At 64.7% G+C, this 19,237-nt stretch carries 19 protein-coding genes; 12 read left to right on the top strand and 7 right to left on the bottom strand.

Features of this window, described 5'->3' with window-relative positions; genetic code table 11:
* The first annotated feature begins 28 nt into the window (after positions 1-28).
* The 7 genes from WBG56_RS08770 (at position 29) to WBG56_RS08800 (ending at position 6,253) form a co-directional block, all read left to right on the top strand.
* Positions 29-832, top strand: coding sequence for an enoyl-CoA hydratase/isomerase family protein (locus tag WBG56_RS08770; RefSeq protein ID WP_424267337.1), 804 nt, complete (start codon positions 29-31; stop codon positions 830-832).
* A 100-nt stretch (positions 833-932) separates the two neighbouring features.
* Positions 933-1,430 (top strand): TRAP transporter small permease, encoded by a 498-nt coding sequence (locus WBG56_RS08775; protein WP_424267339.1) that lies wholly within the window; start codon positions 933-935, stop codon positions 1,428-1,430.
* Between the two features lie 13 nt (positions 1,431-1,443).
* Positions 1,444-2,733, top strand: a complete 1,290-nt coding sequence (locus WBG56_RS08780) for a TRAP transporter large permease (protein WP_424267341.1) — start codon at positions 1,444-1,446, stop codon at positions 2,731-2,733.
* A 67-nt stretch (positions 2,734-2,800) separates the two neighbouring features.
* The gene (locus WBG56_RS08785) at positions 2,801-3,793 is read left to right on the top strand and encodes a TRAP transporter substrate-binding protein (RefSeq protein WP_424267343.1); all 993 of its coding nucleotides are present in this window, start codon (positions 2,801-2,803) and stop codon (positions 3,791-3,793) included.
* A gap of 30 nt (positions 3,794-3,823) precedes the next feature.
* Positions 3,824-4,276, top strand: coding sequence for a MaoC family dehydratase (locus WBG56_RS08790; RefSeq protein WP_424267345.1), 453 nt, complete (start codon positions 3,824-3,826; stop codon positions 4,274-4,276).
* Between the two features lie 100 nt (positions 4,277-4,376).
* Positions 4,377-5,294 carry a dihydrodipicolinate synthase family protein gene (locus tag WBG56_RS08795; protein ID WP_424267347.1) on the top strand — a complete coding sequence of 306 codons (918 nt, stop codon included), beginning with the start codon at positions 4,377-4,379 and terminating at the stop codon, positions 5,292-5,294.
* 14 nt (positions 5,295-5,308) lie between these two features.
* A complete protein-coding gene (locus WBG56_RS08800; protein WP_424267349.1) occupies positions 5,309-6,253 on the top strand; it encodes a dihydrodipicolinate synthase family protein in 945 nt (314 codons plus the stop codon).
* 159 nt (positions 6,254-6,412) lie between these two features.
* Here WBG56_RS08800 and ssb read toward each other — a convergent pair whose 3' ends face one another.
* Positions 6,413-6,898, bottom strand: a complete 486-nt coding sequence (gene ssb / locus WBG56_RS08805; RefSeq protein ID WP_424267351.1) for a single-stranded DNA-binding protein — start codon at positions 6,896-6,898, stop codon at positions 6,413-6,415.
* A 340-nt stretch (positions 6,899-7,238) separates the two neighbouring features.
* On the opposite strand from ssb, the gene WBG56_RS08810 reads away from it, so the two are divergent.
* From WBG56_RS08810 to WBG56_RS08830, 5 genes are all read left to right on the top strand, one after another.
* A complete protein-coding gene (locus tag WBG56_RS08810) occupies positions 7,239-8,834 on the top strand; it encodes an ABC transporter substrate-binding protein (protein ID WP_424267353.1) in 1,596 nt (531 codons plus the stop codon).
* Positions 8,835-8,979: 145 nt separating this feature from the next.
* Positions 8,980-10,008 (top strand): dipeptide ABC transporter permease DppB, encoded by a 1,029-nt coding sequence (dppB, locus tag WBG56_RS08815; RefSeq protein ID WP_424267356.1) that lies wholly within the window; start codon positions 8,980-8,982, stop codon positions 10,006-10,008.
* Positions 10,005-10,895: a dipeptide ABC transporter permease DppC gene (gene dppC / locus WBG56_RS08820; RefSeq protein ID WP_424267358.1), complete on the top strand. Its 891-nt coding sequence runs from the start codon at positions 10,005-10,007 to the stop codon at positions 10,893-10,895. Before dppB ends, dppC begins: the two co-directional genes overlap by 4 nt.
* 11 nt (positions 10,896-10,906) lie before the next feature.
* Positions 10,907-11,902 carry a dipeptide ABC transporter ATP-binding protein gene (dppD, locus tag WBG56_RS08825; protein WP_424267361.1) on the top strand — a complete coding sequence of 332 codons (996 nt, stop codon included), beginning with the start codon at positions 10,907-10,909 and terminating at the stop codon, positions 11,900-11,902.
* Positions 11,899-12,939 (top strand): peptide ABC transporter ATP-binding protein, encoded by a 1,041-nt coding sequence (locus tag WBG56_RS08830; protein WP_424267363.1) that lies wholly within the window; start codon positions 11,899-11,901, stop codon positions 12,937-12,939. The genes dppD and WBG56_RS08830 overlap by 4 nt, the downstream gene beginning before the upstream one ends.
* Positions 12,940-12,962: 23 nt before the next feature.
* Here the strand turns inward: WBG56_RS08830 and purB are convergent, their stop codons facing one another.
* From purB to WBG56_RS08860, 6 genes are read right to left on the bottom strand one after another with little or no spacing between them, the layout of a single operon-like run.
* Positions 12,963-14,297, bottom strand: a complete 1,335-nt coding sequence (gene purB / locus WBG56_RS08835; protein WP_424267365.1) for an adenylosuccinate lyase — start codon at positions 14,295-14,297, stop codon at positions 12,963-12,965.
* The gene (locus WBG56_RS08840; protein WP_424267367.1) at positions 14,290-15,693 is read right to left on the bottom strand and encodes an MmgE/PrpD family protein; all 1,404 of its coding nucleotides are present in this window, start codon (positions 15,691-15,693) and stop codon (positions 14,290-14,292) included. Before WBG56_RS08840 ends, purB begins: the two co-directional genes overlap by 8 nt.
* Positions 15,678-16,439, bottom strand: a complete 762-nt coding sequence (locus WBG56_RS08845) for an ABC transporter ATP-binding protein (protein ID WP_424267846.1) — start codon at positions 16,437-16,439, stop codon at positions 15,678-15,680. The genes WBG56_RS08840 and WBG56_RS08845 overlap by 16 nt, the downstream gene beginning before the upstream one ends.
* A gap of 14 nt (positions 16,440-16,453) precedes the next feature.
* Positions 16,454-17,290: an ABC transporter ATP-binding protein gene (locus WBG56_RS08850; RefSeq protein ID WP_424267369.1), complete on the bottom strand. Its 837-nt coding sequence runs from the start codon at positions 17,288-17,290 to the stop codon at positions 16,454-16,456.
* 6 nt (positions 17,291-17,296) lie between these two features.
* Complete coding sequence (locus tag WBG56_RS08855) at positions 17,297-18,184, bottom strand: ABC transporter permease (protein WP_424267371.1); 888 nt, start codon at positions 18,182-18,184, stop codon at positions 17,297-17,299.
* Positions 18,181-19,230, bottom strand: coding sequence for an ABC transporter permease (locus WBG56_RS08860; RefSeq protein WP_424267373.1), 1,050 nt, complete (start codon positions 19,228-19,230; stop codon positions 18,181-18,183). Before WBG56_RS08860 ends, WBG56_RS08855 begins: the two co-directional genes overlap by 4 nt.
* Positions 19,231-19,237 lie beyond the last annotated feature (7 nt).

Raw genomic sequence — 19,237 nt, forward strand, 5'->3', positions numbered from 1 at the left:
CACGTGGAGACAAGAAAGGAGACAAACCGTGGACACCCTATTACTGCAGCAGCGGCCCGCGCCAGGCGTGCTCCTGCTGATACTGAACCGGCCGGACAAGCGCAACGCCCTGAATCAGGCCCTGGTGCGCGCCCTGGACGAGGCCCTGGCCACCGCCGCCGCGGATGAAGACGTGGCCTGTGTCGTGTTGACCGGCGACCAGCGCGCGTTTTCGGCGGGCGCCGACATCCACGACCAGCACGCGCACGGCGCGGACGTGGCGCTGTCCGGGGAGCGTTTGGCCGCATGGCAGCGCATCGCTGATTTTGAAAAACCTTATATCGCCGCCGTGAACGGCTATTGCCTGGGCGGCGGCAACGAGCTCGCGATGATGACCGATTTCATCATTGCCGGAGAAAACGCCATTTTCGGGCAACCGGAAATCAATCTGGGGATTTTCCCCGGCGACGGCGGCACCCAGCGCTTGCCGCGCCTGATCGGCGCCAAGAATGCCGCGCGCATGATTCTCACCGGCGAGCGGGTGTCGGCGGAGCGCGCCTGGCGCATGGGCCTGGTCTCCGAGGTCGTCGCCAATGACGACACGGTCACGCATGCCGTACGGCTCGCGGCCGGCATTGCGGGCAAAAGCCGGCAAGCGGCGCGCCTGGCCAAAGCGACCATCCGGGACGGCCTGGACCTGACGCTGGCCGACGGGCTCAAGCTGGAGCACGACAACCTGCGTCCGCTGTTCGGCACGGATGCGCAAAAAGACAATATGGCCCGGTTTGCCGCAGGCGAGCGATCGCACAGCGGCGGCGAGCCCGCGCGGCATCGCACAAGCGCATCTGCGTAGACCGCAAAGCCACTTGACCCAGGGGCCCGTATTTTTCAAAGACATCGAGGGACACCCCAACGCCCGAAGCGGCACAGGAGGAACAGTGAAAGAGATCAGCTTGAAAATTATCCACGGACTACGCGCAATCGTGGACGTGTTTCTGGTGACGGCCTTCATTTTGATGTTCGGCGCCGTGCTGGCGCAGGTCGCCGTGCGCACCTTCACCCCGTTTTCCATCGTCGGCACCGAGGAAATCGCCAATTACAGCCAGCTCTGGCTGGTCATGATGGGCGCCGGCGTGGCCTTGCGCTTCGGGCGCCACGTGGCTGTGGACGTTCTGGTCACCTTGATTCCCAAACGCGTCCGTTCCTGGATCCAGATCATCAACGCCATGTTCATCTTCTGGTTTCTCGCGCTCGTTTTCAAAGGCTCCCTACCCCTGATCGACATGGGCGCATTTCAGAAATCCCCCGCGCTGGGCCTGCCCATGTGGGCCGTCTACGCCAGTCTGGCGGCCGGCGCCGTCTACATGATGATCGAACTCGTGCTGTCTCTATTCTGCCCCGAACAGGGCGCAGAACCCGTCGACCAGCAAACCATCCCCGAACAGGTATAGGGAGCGCCGACACATGTTCATTTCCGTCACTCTTTTCGTGCTGTTCCTGTTGTTCGGCATGCCGGTCGTCTTCGTGCTGGGACTGGCCGGCGCAGGGTTCGTGGTGTTCGGCACCGATGTCCCCGTCGCCCTCGTCAGCGAGCGTATCTTTTCCGGCCTGAATTCATTCACCATCATGGCGATCCCGTTTTTCATTTTTGCGGGCGCCGTGATGGAGGGCGGCGGGCTGTCGCGCCGTATCGTGGATTTCGCCACCGCCTTGATCGGCTGGATCACGGGCAGCCTGTACCTTGTGTCGGTGGCCACGGCCACGGCCCTGGCCGCCATTTCGGGGTCCGGCTCGGCCGATGCGGCCGCGGTGTCCTCCATCATGCAGCCCGAGCTCAAGCGGCGCCGGTATGACACCGACTTCGCCGCCGCCCTGATCGCCGCCTCATCGTCGCTGGCGCAGATCATTCCGCCCAGCCTGCTGCTGGTCGTGGTCGCGGCCGTCTCGTCGCAGTCCACGGGCGCGCTGTTCATCGCCGGCGTGGCGCCCGGCCTGCTCGCCGCCCTGGGGTTGCTGCTGGTGGCATACCTGTACGCGCGCAAGGGGCGCGCCCAATACGAGAGCGATACGCGCCGGTTTTCGATGGTGTACCTCGCGCGCACTTTCTGGTCGGCCATCCCCGCTTTGTTCATGCCGGTCATCATCGTGGGGGGCATCGTCAGCGGGATGTTCACGGCCACCGAAGCGGCGGCGGTGGCGGCCTTCTACAGTTTGCTGATCGGGATATTCGTCTACAAGGAACTGCGGTTCAAGCAACTGCACGATGCCATCCTGCGCACCGCGATCCTGTCGGCCGCCGTCATGCTGATCATCGGCACCGCCAATATATTCGCCTGGCTGATCGCGTCCGAAGGCGTCGCCGACCGGCTGGCCGATTTCCTGGAGGCCGTCACGGACGATCCCTTCGTATTCCTGCTGATCCTGAACGGCATCTTGCTCATCGTGGGCATGTTCATGGAAAGCATCGCCGCGATCCTGATCCTGATGCCCATCTTTCTGCCGATTGCCGAAGCCTTCGGGGTGCATCCCATCCATTTCGGCGTGATGTTCGTATTCAACCTGGCCATCGGCATGTTCACACCGCCTTACGGAATCACCCTGTTCGTGTGCTCGAGCATCGCCGAGCGCACCGTCATCCAGGTGGCGCGCCGCATCCTGATGCCCCTATGCGTCATGGTGCTGGTTCTGCTGGCGGTGACCTACTTCCCCGAGATCACCTTGTTCTTACCCACGCATTACGGCTTGATCAAGTAGCCGCATGCATTTTCGCCACGACGGTGCTTTTTATAACGACCGCATTATCAATACAGGAGACACGACCATGAAAAAACTATCCATCTGCATTCTGTCCGCGCTGGGCTGCCTGGCCGTATCCAGCAGCATGGCCGCCGAGTTCAACTTCAAGGCTGGCACCGACCAGCCCAAGGGCAGCTCGTACGCCACGTTGCTGGAAGACTTCGCCAAAACGGTGCAAGCCAATAGCGACGGGCGCATCCGCATCAAGGTCTATCCCGCCGCCCAACTGGGCAGCGAGCTGGAGCTGGCCCAGGGCTTGCGCCTGGGCACCGTGGATTTCACGGCGACCTCGGTGGGCAACATTTCCTCGCTGCTGCCCAAGGTCGCGATCCTCGGGGCGCCCTACATCTTCGAGAACATCGAACACCGGCAAAAAGTGATTTCGGACGACACCGCCTTTTATGCCGCGCTGGAAGACTACGTGAATCACTCCAACGTGGGTGTCAAGCTGCTGGGCGTGACCACGGCGGGGATTCGCAGCCTGTACAACTCCAAGCATCCGGTCAAGACGCTGGACGATCTCAAGGGCATGAAGGTGCGCACGCTGACATCCGAGGAACAGGTGGAGGGCTGGGAAAACCTGGGCGCCCGTCCCACGCCCATCGCGTTCTCCGAGCTGTATTCCGCCCTGCAGACCGGCGTCGTGGACGCCGCTGAAAATTCGCCGGAGTTCTACTACTCGATGAAGCACTACGAGCAGGCCCCGTATTACACGCTCACGGACCACATGATGGCGACCGGCCTGTTCATGGTCAGCGACCTGGCATGGAACAAGCTGCCCGACGATCTCAAGAAGATCGTGCTGGAGGCCGGGCACGCGGCCAGCCGCCGCGAACAGCAGTTCGATATGGACATGTCGGCCAAATACATGGAGAAGCTCAAGGCCGAAGGCGTCAAGGTCAATGAAATCGACAAAGGCCCGTGGATCGAACGATCCCTGCCCTTGCAGGACAAGCTGGCCAAGAACGTCGATGCCGAAAAAATGCTCGGCCTGATCCGCCAGGCCGGCAGCCGCTAAGCCCTTCCCCGTCACCCTCAGGAGGACGAATTGAAACAGCTGTATTTTGAAGACCTGGTGGTCGGCGCCGAATACACCAGCCGCGGGCGCACGATCACCGACGCCGATATCCGTCTGTTCATCGGCGCCACGGGCGACGACCACCCGCACCACACGGATGCCGAATACTGCAAGAACCACCCGGTGTTCGAGAGGCCCTGCGCCCAAGGCGTGCTGGTATTGAGCGTGAGCGACACCTTTTTCGCATACGAAATCGGCTTCAACCTGGCCCATAGCCTGAACTACGGCCACGACAAGATCCGCTATCTCTTGCCGGTCTATGACGGGGACACCGTGCACTCGGTCATGCGCATCGCCGCCTGCGAACCCAAGGATGCGACCTGGGGACGCGTCGTCGTGGAATGCAATGTGCACAACCAGAAGGGCCAATTGGTCCTGGTGAACCACCAAGTCATTCTCGCGGGGCGCCGGCCAGCGGCCTGACCGTCCATCCGTTCCCGGGCGCGCGGCCGGGTTCCCGGTGCCGCGTCCCGCCAACCAGACCCCGGGCGATTCGCCCGGGCGTCGCATTGGATTTCCAGAAATGCATCCGAGCTTCGAAGGTATTTTCGCGTCAACCGTCGTCCCCATGCAGGCGGACGAGCGGATCGATTTCGACGCACTGGCCCGGCACCACCAGGCCGTGACCAGCCGCCCCGGGATACGCGGCCTGCTGATCAATGGGCACGCCGGCGAAAATTTCACACTGACCGCCCAGGAGAAACAGGACGTCGTCCGCTGCGCGCGCGAGGCCGTGGGGCCGAAAGCCCAGCTGATCTGCGGCGTTTACGCCGAATCCAGCGCCGAAGCGGCCGACCAGGCCCGCCAGGCGCAGGCTGCGGGCGCCGACGCGCTGCTGGTCTTCCCGCCCTTTTCCTGGGCGCTGGGACACACCACCGACAGCGCGCTCGCGCACCATCGCGCCATCCGGGCGCAGACCCGCCTGCCGCTGATGCTGTACCAGGCCTCGGTGCACGCGGGGCGGATGGCGTACAGCCCCGACACACTGGCTGCGCTCGCGCGGCTGGAGGGCGTCGTCGCCATCAAGGAAGGCAGCTGGGAAACCGCCCGCTACGAAGCTAACCTGCGCCACGTCCAGGCGGCCGCGCCGCACGTGGGCGTCATGCCCTCGGGCGACGAACATTTGTTGAGCACATTCCTGCTGGGCGGCAGCGGCTCGCAAGTCAGCATCGCCGCCCTGGACCCTGACGCCGTCGTCCAGCTCTGGGATTCCGTCCGGCAAGGGGATATCGCCCAGGCCCGTAAAGCCCATGCACGGCTGTACCCCCTGGTCAAGGCCATTTATGGCGCCGCGCCCGGGACACGCGCCACCGCGCGCCTGAAAACCTGTCTTCATCTGCGGGGACTGATCCCGACGCCGGCGATGCGCGCCCCCATGACGGCATCCGATCCCGCCGAAACGCAATGGCTTCAATCCGTGCTCAATGAAGCCGATCTTTAATCCAAGGAGTTCTCATGACAAGCAAACACGATTTGATCGGGGTCACCGTGGCCCCTGTCCTGCCCTTTCATGAAAAGGACTTGAGCATCGACTGGGACAGCTATGAACGCCTGATGGCCTACTGCATGAAGCCCAAGGGGATGGTCTCGGCCTTCGTCAACGGCCACGCCGGCGACGGCGCCATGCTGTCGCCGGCCGAGCGATCCGAAGTCATACAGCGCACCCGTGCGCTGATCGGCCGGGACACGCCCCTGATGGCCGGCATCATCCCCTACAGCACCGAGGATGCCGTGACCCAGGCCATCCAGGCAGAGCAGGCCGGCGCGGATGTGCTGGTGCTGTTCCCCATGCCGCAATTCGGCGCGGGCGCGTCCGATGACGCCCGCTACGCCATGCACTACCTGGAATCCATCCTGGCGGCCAGCAAACTGCCGTTGTCCATTTTCCAGCAGGATGTGCGCGCGGGCTACGGCTACAGCACCGCAGTGCTGGCGGAACTGGTGCAATGCGAGCAAGTCATCGCCGTCAAGGAAGGCAGCGGCAGCATCCAGCTGTACGAAGACAACCTGCGCATGATCCGGGCGCGCGCGCCGCACGTCGCCATGCTGCCGTCCAATTACAACTGGATGTTCGCCCAGGCCGCCACCGGCGCCGACGGCCTGCTGTCCGGCATGGCCAGCCTGGTGCCGCAAGAACTGTGCGACCTATGGGCCGCCACCGAAGCCTGCGACCTGAAAGCGATGCGCGCCGCCAACGACAAACTGTACGGATTCGTCCGCTCCGTCTACGGCGCCGCCCCGCTCATGGATATGCACACCCGCCTTAAAGTCGGGCTCGCGCACCTGGGAATCATCGATTCGGCCATCCCCCGTCCCCCGCTGCGGCCCATCCCCGACGCCCACGCGAAGCGCGTCGTGGCGGAGCTGGACAAGCTGATGCGGACCGGTCGGACGCTCTGATGTTTAGCACGTGCGGGGCATCCGCCGCGATGCCCTTCCGCCCGGAATAGGCAGGGGTCGCCCAGGCTGAAAAATACCGCCCCCGACGCTCAAACGCCAAAAGCCTCCTGCTCGCTGGAAACGGGCAGGAGGCTTTTACGAAGCTGAGTGAACCCAGCGTCAGAACGGGATGTCGTCGTCCATGTCCGCCAGATTGCTGGCAGGCGCCGCCGCCGGGGCGGCCGGGCGCTGTTGCTGCGGAGCGCGGCGGGGGGCCGGGGCCTGCGAGAACCCGCCCGCATCGCCGCCGGAGGGCGCGTCGCCGCCTTCGCGTCCGCCCAGCATCTGCATCTGGTCGGCGACGATTTCGGTGCTGTAGCGATCGGCGCCGGTTTCCTTGTCCTGCCATTTGCGGGTCTTCAGGCGGCCTTCCACATAGACGGACCGGCCCTTGCGCAGGTATTCGCCGGCGATTTCAGCCAGGCGGTTGTAGAACACCACGCGGTGCCATTCGGTTTCCTCGCGGCGTTCGCCGGACGCCTTGTCCTTCCAGTTGCTGGTGGTGGCGATGGATACATTGCAGATGGCGGCGCCGTCGGGGCTGTAGCGGACCTCCGGGTCGCGCCCCAGGTTGCCGACGAGAATGACTTTGTTGACTGAGGCCATGGTGGGAATCCTGTGAGAGAACGATGTGGCTGCCATTATCGGGGATCTACCGCCCCGGCACGCCATCGAATCGGGTCAAAAGGACATTATCGCCCAGCCGGGTTTCCACCGACAAGGCGTGCGATCCACCCGGCCGGCGCGCGACCGCGCGGCCTTGCCCGGCGCCCGCCTCCGGCGTCGCGTCCCGTCACGAAAACGGCCCGGTCGCCAATCGCCGCGCCGTTTTCGGAAAGTTGCGCCGTTGCGCATTCGGGTAATCCTTGATGCCTGAGCACTACGGTTCAAACAGTGTTTCATGCTATGTTCTCGCAGATTCACGCATTCATGCGAGGTGATAATCATGATTTCCAAACGCTCCCTGGGTCTGTCCCTGATTTCCATGGCCCTGGCAGTCGGCTCGGCACAAGCCGCCTCCACCTACGTCTACTGTTCCGAAGGCTCGCCCGAAGGCTTCAACGCTGCATTCTTCACGTCCGGGACGACCAACGACGCCACGCACCCGATCTTCGATCGCCTGGTCGAATTCAAGGCCGGCTCCACCGAAGTCATCCCGGGCCTGGCGCAATCATGGGACGTCAGCGAAGACGGCAAGACCTACACCTTTCACCTGCGCAAGGGCGTGAAGTTCCATTCCAACAAGCTGTTCAAGCCCACCCGCGACTTCAACGCGGACGACGTGCTGTTTTCCTTCCTGCGCCAGAAAGACGCCAGCCATCCGTATCACAAAGTCTCCAACGGCTCGTACCAGTACTTCGCCGGCATGGGCCTGGACAAGCTGATCGACAAGATCGAAAAGGTCGACGATCACACGGTGCGCTTCGTGCTGATGCACCCCGAGGCCCCCTTCGTCGCCGATCTGGGCATGGATTTCGCATCTATCCAGTCGGCTGAATACGCCGATGCCATGATGAAGGCCAACACCCCGACCAAGGTCGACACCGACCCCATCGGCACGGGGCCGTTCGAATTCGTCACCTATCAGAAAGACGCCCGCATCCTGTACAAGGCCAACACGGCATACTGGGGCGACAAGCCCAAGATCGACCGCCTGGTCTTCGCCATCACGCCGGATGCGTCCGTGCGCTATGCCAAGCTGCAGAAAGACGAATGCCAGTCCATGCCCTACCCCAACCCGGCCGACCTGGAATCCATCCGCAAGAACAAAGACGTCCAGCTGCTGGAACAGGCCGGCCTGAACGTGGGCTATCTCTCGTTCAATACCCAGAAGAAGCCCTTCACCGACGTGAAGGTGCGCCAGGCCCTGTCCATGGCCATCGACAAGCCCGCCATCATCAAGGCGGTCTTCCAGGGCGCCGGCCAGCCGGCGAAAAACCTGCTGCCGCCCACCATGTGGGGCTACAACGACGATGTGAAGGATTGGCCGCACGACGTCGCCAAAGCCAAGGCCCTGCTGGCCGAAGCCGGCTACCCCGACGGCTTTGAGACCGACCTGTGGGCCATGCCCGTGCAGCGCCCCTACAACCCGAACGCCCGCCGCATGGCCGAAATGATCCAGTCCGACTGGGCGAAGATCGGCGTCAAGGCGAAAATCGTGTCCTACGAATGGGGCGAATACCTGAAGCGCACCAAAAACGGCGAACACCAGACCATGCTGATCGGCTGGACGGGCGACAACGGCGACCCGGACAACTTCCTGGCCACGCTGTTCAGCTGCGCCGCCGTGCAAAACGGGTCGAACTATTCCCGCTGGTGCTACAAGCCCTTCGAGGACCTGATCCAGCCGGCGCGCACCACGTCCGACCACGCCAAACGCGTCGAACTGTACAAGCAGGCCCAGGTCATCATGCACGAGCAGGCGCCCGCCGTCATGATTGCGCACTCCACGGTGTTCGAACCGCTGCGCAAGAACGTCAAGGGTTATACCGTGTCCCCCGTGGGCCGGCACATCTTCGACCACGTCAGTCTCGGCAAATAAGCCCCCGGCCCGCCCCCGGCGCCCTGCGCCGGGGGCGGGCAGACAAAATCCCCTGCTCTCCGCGCCAACGCCGCCGCATCCCGGCACCCGGGTCGGTCCGACAAGGCCTTCGCGACCGGCAGGACACTAGCGGGCTTTCTGCACCATGCTTTCTTTCATCTTCAAACGCGTCGGGCTGGCGATTCCGACGTTCATCGGCATCACTCTGCTGACGTTCGCCTTCATCCACCTGATCCCCGGCGACCCCGTGCTGATCATGGCCGGAGAACGGGGGCTGTCCCCCGAACAACACGCCGCCATGATGACGCAGCTGGGCCTGGACCAGCCCCTGATGACGCAGTATTTCCATTACATCTGGGGCGTGCTGCACGGCGATCTGGGTACGTCCCTGACGACCCGCGAACCCATCTGGTCGGAATTCGTGCCGCGCTTCCAGGCGACCCTGGAGCTGAGCGTCATCGCCATGTTCATCGCGCTGCTGATCGGGATTCCGGTCGGGGTGCTGGCCGCCGTCAAGCGCGGGTCCTGGTTCGACCACGTATCCATCACGGCCGCCCTGACCGGCTATTCCATGCCGGTGTTCTGGTGGGGCCTGATGTTGATCATGCTGGTGTCGGTGCAGTGGAACCTGATGCCGGTGTCCGGGCGCGTCAGCGCGGCGCTGTTTCTGGACCCCAGCAACCCGCTGACCGGATTCATGCTGATCGACACCCTGTTGTTCGGCGAGCCCGGTGATTTCTGGGATGCCCTGCACCACATTTTGCTGCCGGCCTTCGTGCTGGGCACCATCCCGCTGGCGGTGATCGTGCGCATGACGCGCTCCTCCATGCTGGAAGTGCTGAACGAGGACTACATCCGCACCGCCCGGGCCAAAGGGCTGTCGCGGTTGCGGGTGGTGATCGTGCATGCCCTGCGCAATGCCCTGCTGCCGGTCATCACCGTCATCGGCCTGCAGGTGGGGGTGCTGATGGTCGGGGCCATCCTGACTGAAACCATCTTTTCCTGGCCGGGAGTCGGCCGCTGGCTGATTCACGGACTGGAGCAACGCGACTACCCGGTCGTGCAGGGCGGCGTGCTGATCGTGGCCACCCTGATCATTCTGGTGAACATGTGCGTGGATATTCTGTACGGCCTGGCCGACCCGCGCATCCGCCAGCAGCGGGGACGCAAATGACCGAACTGACCACCGCCATGCCGGCCCCTCCGGGGCCGCTCAAATCCTTCTGGCAGGATTTTTCCCGCAATCGGGGCGCCCTGATCGGGCTGATCTACATCCTGCTGATGCTGTTCATCGCCATCGCGGCCAATCTGGTCGCGCCGCACGATCCGGCTGCGCAATTCCGCGAGCATCTGCTGCAGCCCCCGGTCTGGCATTCAGCCGGCAGTTGGCAATTCATCCTGGGCACCGACGATGTGGGCCGCGACATCCTGTCGCGCCTGATCTACGGCGCGCGGCTGTCGCTGCTGGTGGGCTTCCTGGTCGTCAGCGTGTCGCTGGTGCTGGGGATCTTCTTCGGCGTGCTGGCGGGCTATACGGGCGGCGTGGTGGACATCACCATCATGCGCCTGGTGGACATCATGCTGGCGCTGCCCAGCCTGCTGCTGGCCCTGGTGCTGGTGGCGATTTTCGGCCCGTCCATCGTCAACGCGTCCCTGGCGCTCAGCTTCGTGGCCCTGCCGCACTACGTGCGACTGAGCCGCGCCGCCGTGCTGCGCGAAATGACCCGCGACTACGTCATCGCATCGCGTGTGGTGGGCGCGGGCGCCTGGCGGCAGATGTTCATCAACATCCTGCCCAATTGCGTGGCGCCACTGATCGTGCAGGCCTCGCTGGGATTCTCCAACGCCATCCTGGACATGGCCGCCCTGGGCTTCCTGGGCATGGGCGCCCAGCCGCCGACCCCGGAATGGGGGACCATGCTGGCCAACGTGCTGCAGTTCGCCCAGAGCGCCTGGTGGGTCGTGACCTTCCCCGGCCTGGCCATTCTGCTGGCGGTGCTGGCGTTCAATCTGATGGGTGACGGGCTGCGCGACGCGCTGGACCCGCGCCTGAAAGTCTAGGGGGGCGGATCATGCTGGAAGTTCGCAATCTGTCCGTGCATTTCGGTGACGAATCGGCGCCCTTCAAGGCTGTCGATCGCATCAGTTATCACGTCAACGCCGGCGAGGTCGTCGGCCTGGTGGGTGAATCGGGTTCGGGCAAATCGGTCAGTTCCCTGGCGCTGATGGGCCTGATCGATTTCCCCGGCCGCGTGCAGGCCGATGCCCTGTGTTTCGAGGGACAGGACCTGCTGTCCCTGTCGGAAAAGAAACGCCGCGCCATCGTCGGGTCCAAGGTATCCATGATCTTCCAGGATCCCATGACCAGCCTGAACCCCTGTTATACGGTGGAATATCAGATCGCGGAGGCCCTGCGGGCGCACCAGGGCGGGTCGCGGCGCGCGCTGCGGGCCCGCGTGCTGGAACTGCTGGAACAGGTCGGCATCCCCGACCCGGCCTCGCGCCTGAAGGCCTATCCGCACCAGTTGTCCGGCGGCATGAGCCAGCGGGTCATGATCGCCATGGCGATCGCCTGCAACCCCCGCCTGCTGATCGCCGACGAACCTACCACGGCGCTGGACGTCACCATCCAGGCGCAGATCATGGATCTGCTGCTGTCGTTGCAGCGGCAGCAGGGGCTGGGCCTGGTGCTGATCACCCACGATCTGGCGCTGGTCGCCCAGGCGGCCGACCGCATCCTGGTGATGTACGCCGGGCAGATCGTCGAATCCGGCCCCGCCGCCGATATTTTCAAGCGGCCGCGCCACCCCTACACCCAGGCGCTGCTGCGTGCCCTGCCGGAATTTTCCAGGGGCGCGGACCGCCTGGTGTCGCTGCCCGGCGTCGTGCCGGGGCGCTACGACCGGCCGCAAGGCTGCCTGCTCAGCCCCCGCTGCCCCTACGCCACCGAACACTGCCGCGCCGTGGAACCCACGCTGACCGGGCCGGAAGGCCGCCAGGTGAAGTGCCACACCCCACTGGATGACCAGGGCCAGCCGACCGGACTGTCCACCGAGGTTTCCGCATGAACACCCCATCTTCATCGGCCGCGGACACCGTCGGCAATACCCGTATCCCCGACGCCGCCGGCGACGTCGTCCTGCAGGCCATCGACCTGAAACGCCACTATCCCGTCGAAACCGGCTTCCTGAAGCCGAAGCGATCCGTCAAGGCGCTGGATGGGGTGTCCTTTTCGCTGCACGCGGGCAAGACCCTGGCCGTGGTCGGCGAATCGGGGTGCGGCAAATCGACGCTGGCCAGGGTGCTGACCATGATCGAGCCGCCCACCGCCGGGCAATTGCTGTATCGCGGTCAGGACGTGTCCCACACCAGCGCCGAACTGACCCGCCTGCGCCGCAAGAAGATCCAGATCATTTTCCAGAATCCGTATGCCTCGCTGAACCCGCGCAAGCGCATCAGCGCCATCCTGGAAGAGCCGCTGCGGATCAACACCACGATGGACGCCGCCCAGCGCCGCGCGCGCGGGCAAGCCATGATGGAACGCGTCGGCCTGCGCCCGGAACACTACAGCCGCTACCCGCACATGTTTTCAGGCGGCCAGCGCCAGCGCATCGCCATCGCGCGCGGCCTGATGCTGGAACCGGAGATCCTGGTGGCCGACGAAGCCGTGTCGGCGCTGGACGTATCCGTGCGGGCGCAGGTGCTGAACCTGATGAAGGACCTGCAACGCGACCTGGGCCTGTCCTACGTCTTCATTTCCCACGATCTGTCGGTGGTGGAGCACCTGGCCGACGAGGTCATGGTGATGTACCTGGGCCGGGTGGTGGAACAGGGCGACAAGGCGGCGATCTTCGGCCGGCCCCTGCACCCCTACACCCAGGCGCTGCTGTCGGCCACGCCCCGGCTGAACCCCGAAGGCCACGGCGAACGCATCCGCATTTCCGGCGAGCTGCCCAGCCCCCTGAACCCGCCGCCCGGCTGCCCGTTCAGCAGCCGCTGTCCGCGCGTGATGCCGGTCTGCCGCCAGACCATGCCCGACCTGAAATCGCAGGGCGGGCGCCTGGTGGCGTGTTACGCAGTGGAGCAGGACCTGAGCGCCGGCTGAGGCGACCCTGCCGCGGCACGCGCTCAAGGCAGGGGCTGGGCCACCACCTGATCCACGAAGTGGCCGCACAGGCCCGTATAGACGCGCGGGTCCAGCATGGCATCGATATCGTCCTCGTCCAGCCGGCCGGCGACGACGGGGTCCTCCATGAGAGCCTGCTTCAGGGACCCGCCGCGCTCGAAAACATCCATGCAGATCCGGTACACGATCTCATGCGCCTCCTGGCGGCCCAGCGCGTCGCTCAAGCGCATCATGACAGCCTCGGACATCAGCAGGCCGTTCTGCAGAAAGAGATTCTTTTCCATGTTGCCCGTGCGCACGCTCAGGCCGTCCAGCACGGCGCCCAGCTTGCGCAGCACGAGATGCGTCATCGCGCATACCCGGGGAATGAACTCGCGCTCGGTCTGCAGCACCATCTTGTCGCGCTCATGTTCGGCCATGACGGCCTCGAGCGCCGCGGGAACGCTATGGCGCACCAGGCGGGCCACCGCAACGATGGTCTCGCACGCGGGCGGGTTGCGCTTGTGCGGCATGGTGCTGCTGCCGACCTTCCCCATCGCGAACGGCTCTTCCAGCTCGGCCACCTCCGTCTTCTGCAGGCAATAGATCTCATGCGCAATCTTGCCGGCGGTCGCCGCGCAGATCGCCAGGACGCACACGAGTTCGGCGATGCCATCCCGCGACACATGCCAGCTGATCTCCGGGGTTTCCAGACCGAGCTCCGCGAAGAGCGCCCGCTGGACAGCCAGCCCCTGTTCACCCAGGGCGGCCAAAGACCCCACCGCGCCGGAGAACTGCCCGACCAGCACGCGTTTTCGCATTTGCGCCAGGCGGCCCAGGTGGCGACGGATCTCGTCGGCCCAGACGGCCGCCTTGAAGCCGAACGTGATCGGCAGCGCCTGCTGCCCATGGCTGCGGCCCACCATCACCTGATCGCGGTAACGAACGCACAACGTCTTGATCCTGGCATGCAGTTCGCGCAGGGAGCGCTCGATTTCATCCAGCGCATCGCGCACCTGCAGGACCGTGCCGGTGTCCACGATGTCCTGGGTGGTCGCGCCCCAGTGGATGTATTCACCGGCATCCTTTTCGCAAACGCGCTTCATCAAGCGCAGCAAGGGCACGATCGGATGCGCCGTCCGGTCCATTTCCCGCTTGAGCTCCTCCAGGTCGATCAGTTCGACCCGGGCCTTGGATTCGATCTCCTCGGCCGCCCAGGCCGGAATGACGCCCAGCCGCCCCTGGACCCGGGCCAGCGCCGCCTCGACATCCAGCCAGCGCTGCACGACGGATTCATCGCTGAAGATCTCGCGCATCTCCGGTGTGCCGAACTGGTCACGGAACAAAACACTATCCATTACATATGCCGCCATTCCTGCTCTCTCCTCTTGGATTCACGGCCGCCTCCGACGAGGCGCCCAGTAGCGATGCTGCGTGTCCGGCCCACGCTCCGAAATCGTCCTGCTCCCCAAGTCCCGCCAGGGAGGCCTGCCACGCCCCCAGGACATGTGCCGGATAGTCGGCGCCCAGGACCCGGGACGACTTCTCGCACAACCGCCGCCACTGCCGCTCCAGGTCGCGCTCCGGGCGACTGGCGTCCGCAGCCGCCTCATGGCTGCCGGCCCGGGTCTTGAGGGTCACCCGCGCCTGAGCACGGCCCAGGGACGCATCGCCCCGGACCTCGGTTTTCCGGCACAAGTCGCGGATGCGGGGATCGGCGCGCGCAGCGGATGAAAACCCGGCAGCCCCTGCGGTCGCCCCGCCGGAAAGCGCCAGCGCCACCATGTGCCGGACACTGAACTTGGCTTGCAGCGCCGTGGCCGGCTCAAGGACGTCGCAGACCGACAGATATTGGGGTTCGATGTCGATATGCACCGATTCGATATCCCCGGGAACGCACCGCGCCCGCAACAGCAGGGCTGCTTCGACCGGCGCTTGCGTGCCATAGCACGATTCGTGATATTTGAAGACGATGTCGCGCGCATGCCAGTGCGCTCCGGACACCTGCGGGGCATCCGGAAACCGTTCGCGAGCGTAGAGCCCCGCAAACCCGTCGGGCCGGTCGAACACATCCACGGGGGCGTCCATCCCGCTGCGCGCCAGCCTCACGGCCTGAAGTCCGACCACCGCCGAACGGGCCACCTGATAGGCCTTGCACGCCGTGCCGAACACCATGCGCAATCCGCCCGACTGGGTGGCCGCAATCGTGAGCGCTCGAGACAGTGTCTCCGCCTTCAATCCATACAGCCGGCCCACGGCCGCCACGGCGCCAAAACACCCCAGCGTGGCCGTGTTGTGCCAACCCAGGCGGTAGTGGCTTTCGCCCATGTAGGCGGCCAGGCGCGTCTGCATCTCGACTCCGGCCGCGAAAGCGGCGAGCGCCTCGCCGCCCGGCAGGCGCTCGGTCTCGCAGACCGCCAGGATCGCCGGCCACAAAGGGGCCGACGGATGGACCCGGGACGCCAGGTGGGTATCATCGAAATCCAGCAGATGCGCCGCCATGCCATTGGCCAGCACCGCCTGCGACAGGCCCAGGCGCACGCCCCGCCCCCAGACGGTGACGCTCGCCGGCGAGCCTTCGGAGACCAGTTCCGCCATCAGCCGTCCGGCGTCGGGCTCCCGGCTGCCGGCCAGGGCCATCCCCATCCAGTCCAGCAGGCAATGCGTGGCGATCACCGCCACGTCCCGCGGCAGCTCATCGGCGCCGAACCCGAGGCTGCGCTCGATCAGACGCGCGGTCAGGCTGGCGCGCATGCCGACACCCCCGCAGGCCGGTATCCCTTGCTGGCGGCGATCAGTTCACGGGTGTAAGCCTCGGCAGCCTTCCCCTGGTTCAGATCATCCCGGGTCATTTCCTCGACGATCCGTCCATGGTTCATGACGGCCAGCCGCGAACACATATGCGCCACGACAGCCAGATTGTGGCTCACCATGACGTAGCTGAGGCCGCGTTCACGGCGCAGACCGTCGAGCAGATTCAGGATTTCCGATTGCACCGAGACATCCAGCGCCGACGTGGGCTCGTCGAGCAGCAGGACCTCGGGTTCCGTGATCAGCGCCCGGGCGATCGCCACGCGCTGGCGCTGTCCTCCCGAGAGCTGATGGGGAAAGCGGAACCGGAAACCCGGGCCGAGGCCGACGTCCTTCAGGGACTGCAGGATGCGGGCTTCCGCATCGGGAATTTTATGGATGCTCAGGGGCTCGGACAGAATGCGATCCACGGGATGCCGCGGATGGATGGAACCATAAGGGTCCTGGAACACCATCTGCACCCGGCGGCAAAAGGACGTATTCCGGGAATGGCCGACCGCAACCCCGCCGATTTCCATGCGCGCGGCATCGCTGGCGGCAAGCCCCATGATCGCCCGCAGCACCGTCGATTTACCGGAGCCGGATTCCCCGACCAGGCCGAAGCTCTCACCGCGTCCGACCCGGAAGGACACATCCTGCAGGGCGTGGAATTCCTTGTAGCGCACATTGAGGCCCGCTACGTCGATCATCGTGTCGCTGCCGTTCATTGTTCCCATGCCTCCTGCCTGTCCAGCACCGCCAGGCGCTCTCTCTGTTCCCCCAGCCTGGGCGCGCAGGCCAGCAGGCCCCGCGTGTATGGATGCTGCGCGGCATGCAGCTGATCGGCGCGGCACTCCTCCACGACGCGCCCCCGATACATGATCAGGATCCGGTCGCAGAACGTCGACACGAGGTCAAGATCGTGGCTGATGAAGATCAGGCCCATATTGTGTCGGGACACCATGTCGTCGATCACTTCCAGGATCTTGTTCTGCACGGTCACGTCCAGGGCCGATGTGGGCTCATCGGCGATCAGGAGCCTGGGCTCCGGGATCAGCATCATGGCAATCATGACGCGCTGCCCCATGCCGCCGCTGATCTCGTGCGGATATGCCTTGAATACCCGCTCGGGGTCCTTGATGCGCACCGCCTCGAGCATCTCGAAGCTGCGGGCGCGCGCATCCTGCCGGCTGGCCCGATGGTGCGTCCGGTAGGCTTCCATGATCTGCGCGCCCACCGTCATGACCGGATTCAGCGAATAGCGCGGGTCCTGCATCACCATCGAGATCCGGCGCCCCCGCACCTCGCGCCATTGCGCGCCGGTGAGCGTGCGCAGGTCGACGCCATCGAACTCCATCTGATCGGCCGTCACCCGGGCCGGCGGACGCAACAGTCCCAGGACAGCCCTGGAAGAGATCGTCTTGCCCGAGCCGGACTCGCCCACGATGCCGATCTTCTCGGTCCCCATCGACCAGCTGACATCGCGGATGGCATGGACAGGCCCTCGCGGCCCTTCGAATGTGACGTTCAGGTTGCGCAATGACAATAAAGGCTTTTGCATGCGGAATCACCTCGCCTTGGGGTCGAGCACGTCGCGCATGCCGTCCCCCAGAATATTGAACCCTAGGCTGACGACACAGATGGCCAGCCCGGGAATCGTCGCCACCCACCAACTGTCGATCAGGTAGTTCCGTCCATCGGCGATCATGGCCCCCCATTCCGCCTGCGGGGGCGGCGCTCCAAGGCCCAGGAACCCGAGACCGGCCGCGATCAGGATCACCCCCGCCATGTCCAGCGTCAGGCGCACGATGACCGAGGACAGGCACAACGGCGTGATGTGCCCCACCAGGACCCTCAACGGCGAAGCCCCCTGCAGCTCGATGGCCTGGATGAAGTCCGTGCCGCGATACATCAGCGTCTCGGCCCGCGCCAGACGCGCATAGGCGGGCCAGGAGGTGACCGCGATGGCGATGATGGCGCTCTCGACGCTGGGCTGCAGCACCGCCGTGAACGCCAGCGCCAGCACAAGCCGGGGAAATGCCAGGAAGATGTCCGTGATGCGCATCAGCACGCGATCGAGCCACCCGCCGACATAGCCGGCCACAATCCCGATGGCCAGTCCCAGGGGTCCCACGATGGCGGCCACCATCACGATGATCAGCAGCGTCATGCGCGAACCGTAGATCACCCTGCTCCAGATATCGCGGCCCAGGTGATCGGTGCCGAACCAGTGCTCCGCGCTGGGCGGCAGCAGGCGCTGCGCCAGCGCCTGCTGGTAGGGGTCCTGGGTCGCCAGCCAGGGAGCGAACGCCGCGCACAGCAACAGGGCGAGCACGATGCACAGCCCGATCACCGCCAGGGGGCTGCGAAGAAAGGCGAGCAACAGAAGATAGAGCTGGCCGAGATTGGCCTGCAGCCGCGACGCGGGCGAGTCCGCCAATAACCACGATTTCATGTGCGCGCACTCCGGGTTCGTGGATCGAAAAGCATGCCCAGGGCATCCGAAACCGCATTCAGCAGGACAAAGCAGACGCCGATGACGGTCGTCCCGGCCAACACCGCATTCATATCCGCGGCAAACAGGGAATTGGTGATGTACAGGCCAAGGCCGGGCCAGGCGAACACGGTTTCCGTCAGCACGGCGCCTTCCAGCAGATAGGCGAAAGACAAGGCGATGACGGTAATCAGCTGGGCCAGCACGTTGCGAAACGCATGCAGGACGATGCGGCCTTCGCTCAGGCCCTTGACCCTGGCGGTCACGATGTATTCCTGACCCAACTGCTCCAGCATGAAGGACCGTGTCATCCGGATGATGTACGCCATGGACATATAGCCCAGCAGCGCCCCGGGCAGCACCAGATGGGACAGGAAGTTGCGGACAATATCCCACTGGCCATGCCACACGGCATCCAGCAGGACAAAACCCGTTTCCCGCTCGATGATGTATTCATACACGGCATCGATGCGGCCCACGCCGGCCACCCAATCCAGCTTGACGTAGAAGACCAGCAGGCCGACCAGGCCCAGCCAGAAGATCGGAATCGAATATCCGACCAGGGCGACCAGGCGCACCAGCTGATCCAGGAGCGTGTTTTTCCTGACGGCGGACAGGATCCCCAAGGGCACGCCCAGCAGCACGCCGATCAGCGTCCCTGTCACGGCCAATTCGATCGTGGCGGGGAAAAAAGCGGCGATGTCGCGCACGACGCTCTGCGAGGTCAGGACCGATGTGCCGAAATCCCCCTGCGCGACTTTATACAGATACATCAGGAACTGATGGTAAAGCGGCTGATCCAGGCCCAGTTCCGCATAGACGCGGGCATAGACTTCCGCCGTCGCCCGATCGCCCACGATCACCAGCACCGGATCGACCGGGACGACCCGGCCGATCATGAAAGTGACCAGGAGCAGGCCGAAAATGGTGACCGCGAACATGGACATCTGTAGGCACAGGGCCTTCGCCCCTGCCTGCAACGACCGGAATTTGAACCAATTCGTCATGTTCAGC

Origin of the sequence: Castellaniella sp., from assembly GCF_049671645.1 — a bacterium.
Taxonomy (GTDB): domain Bacteria; phylum Pseudomonadota; class Gammaproteobacteria; order Burkholderiales; family Burkholderiaceae_B; genus Castellaniella.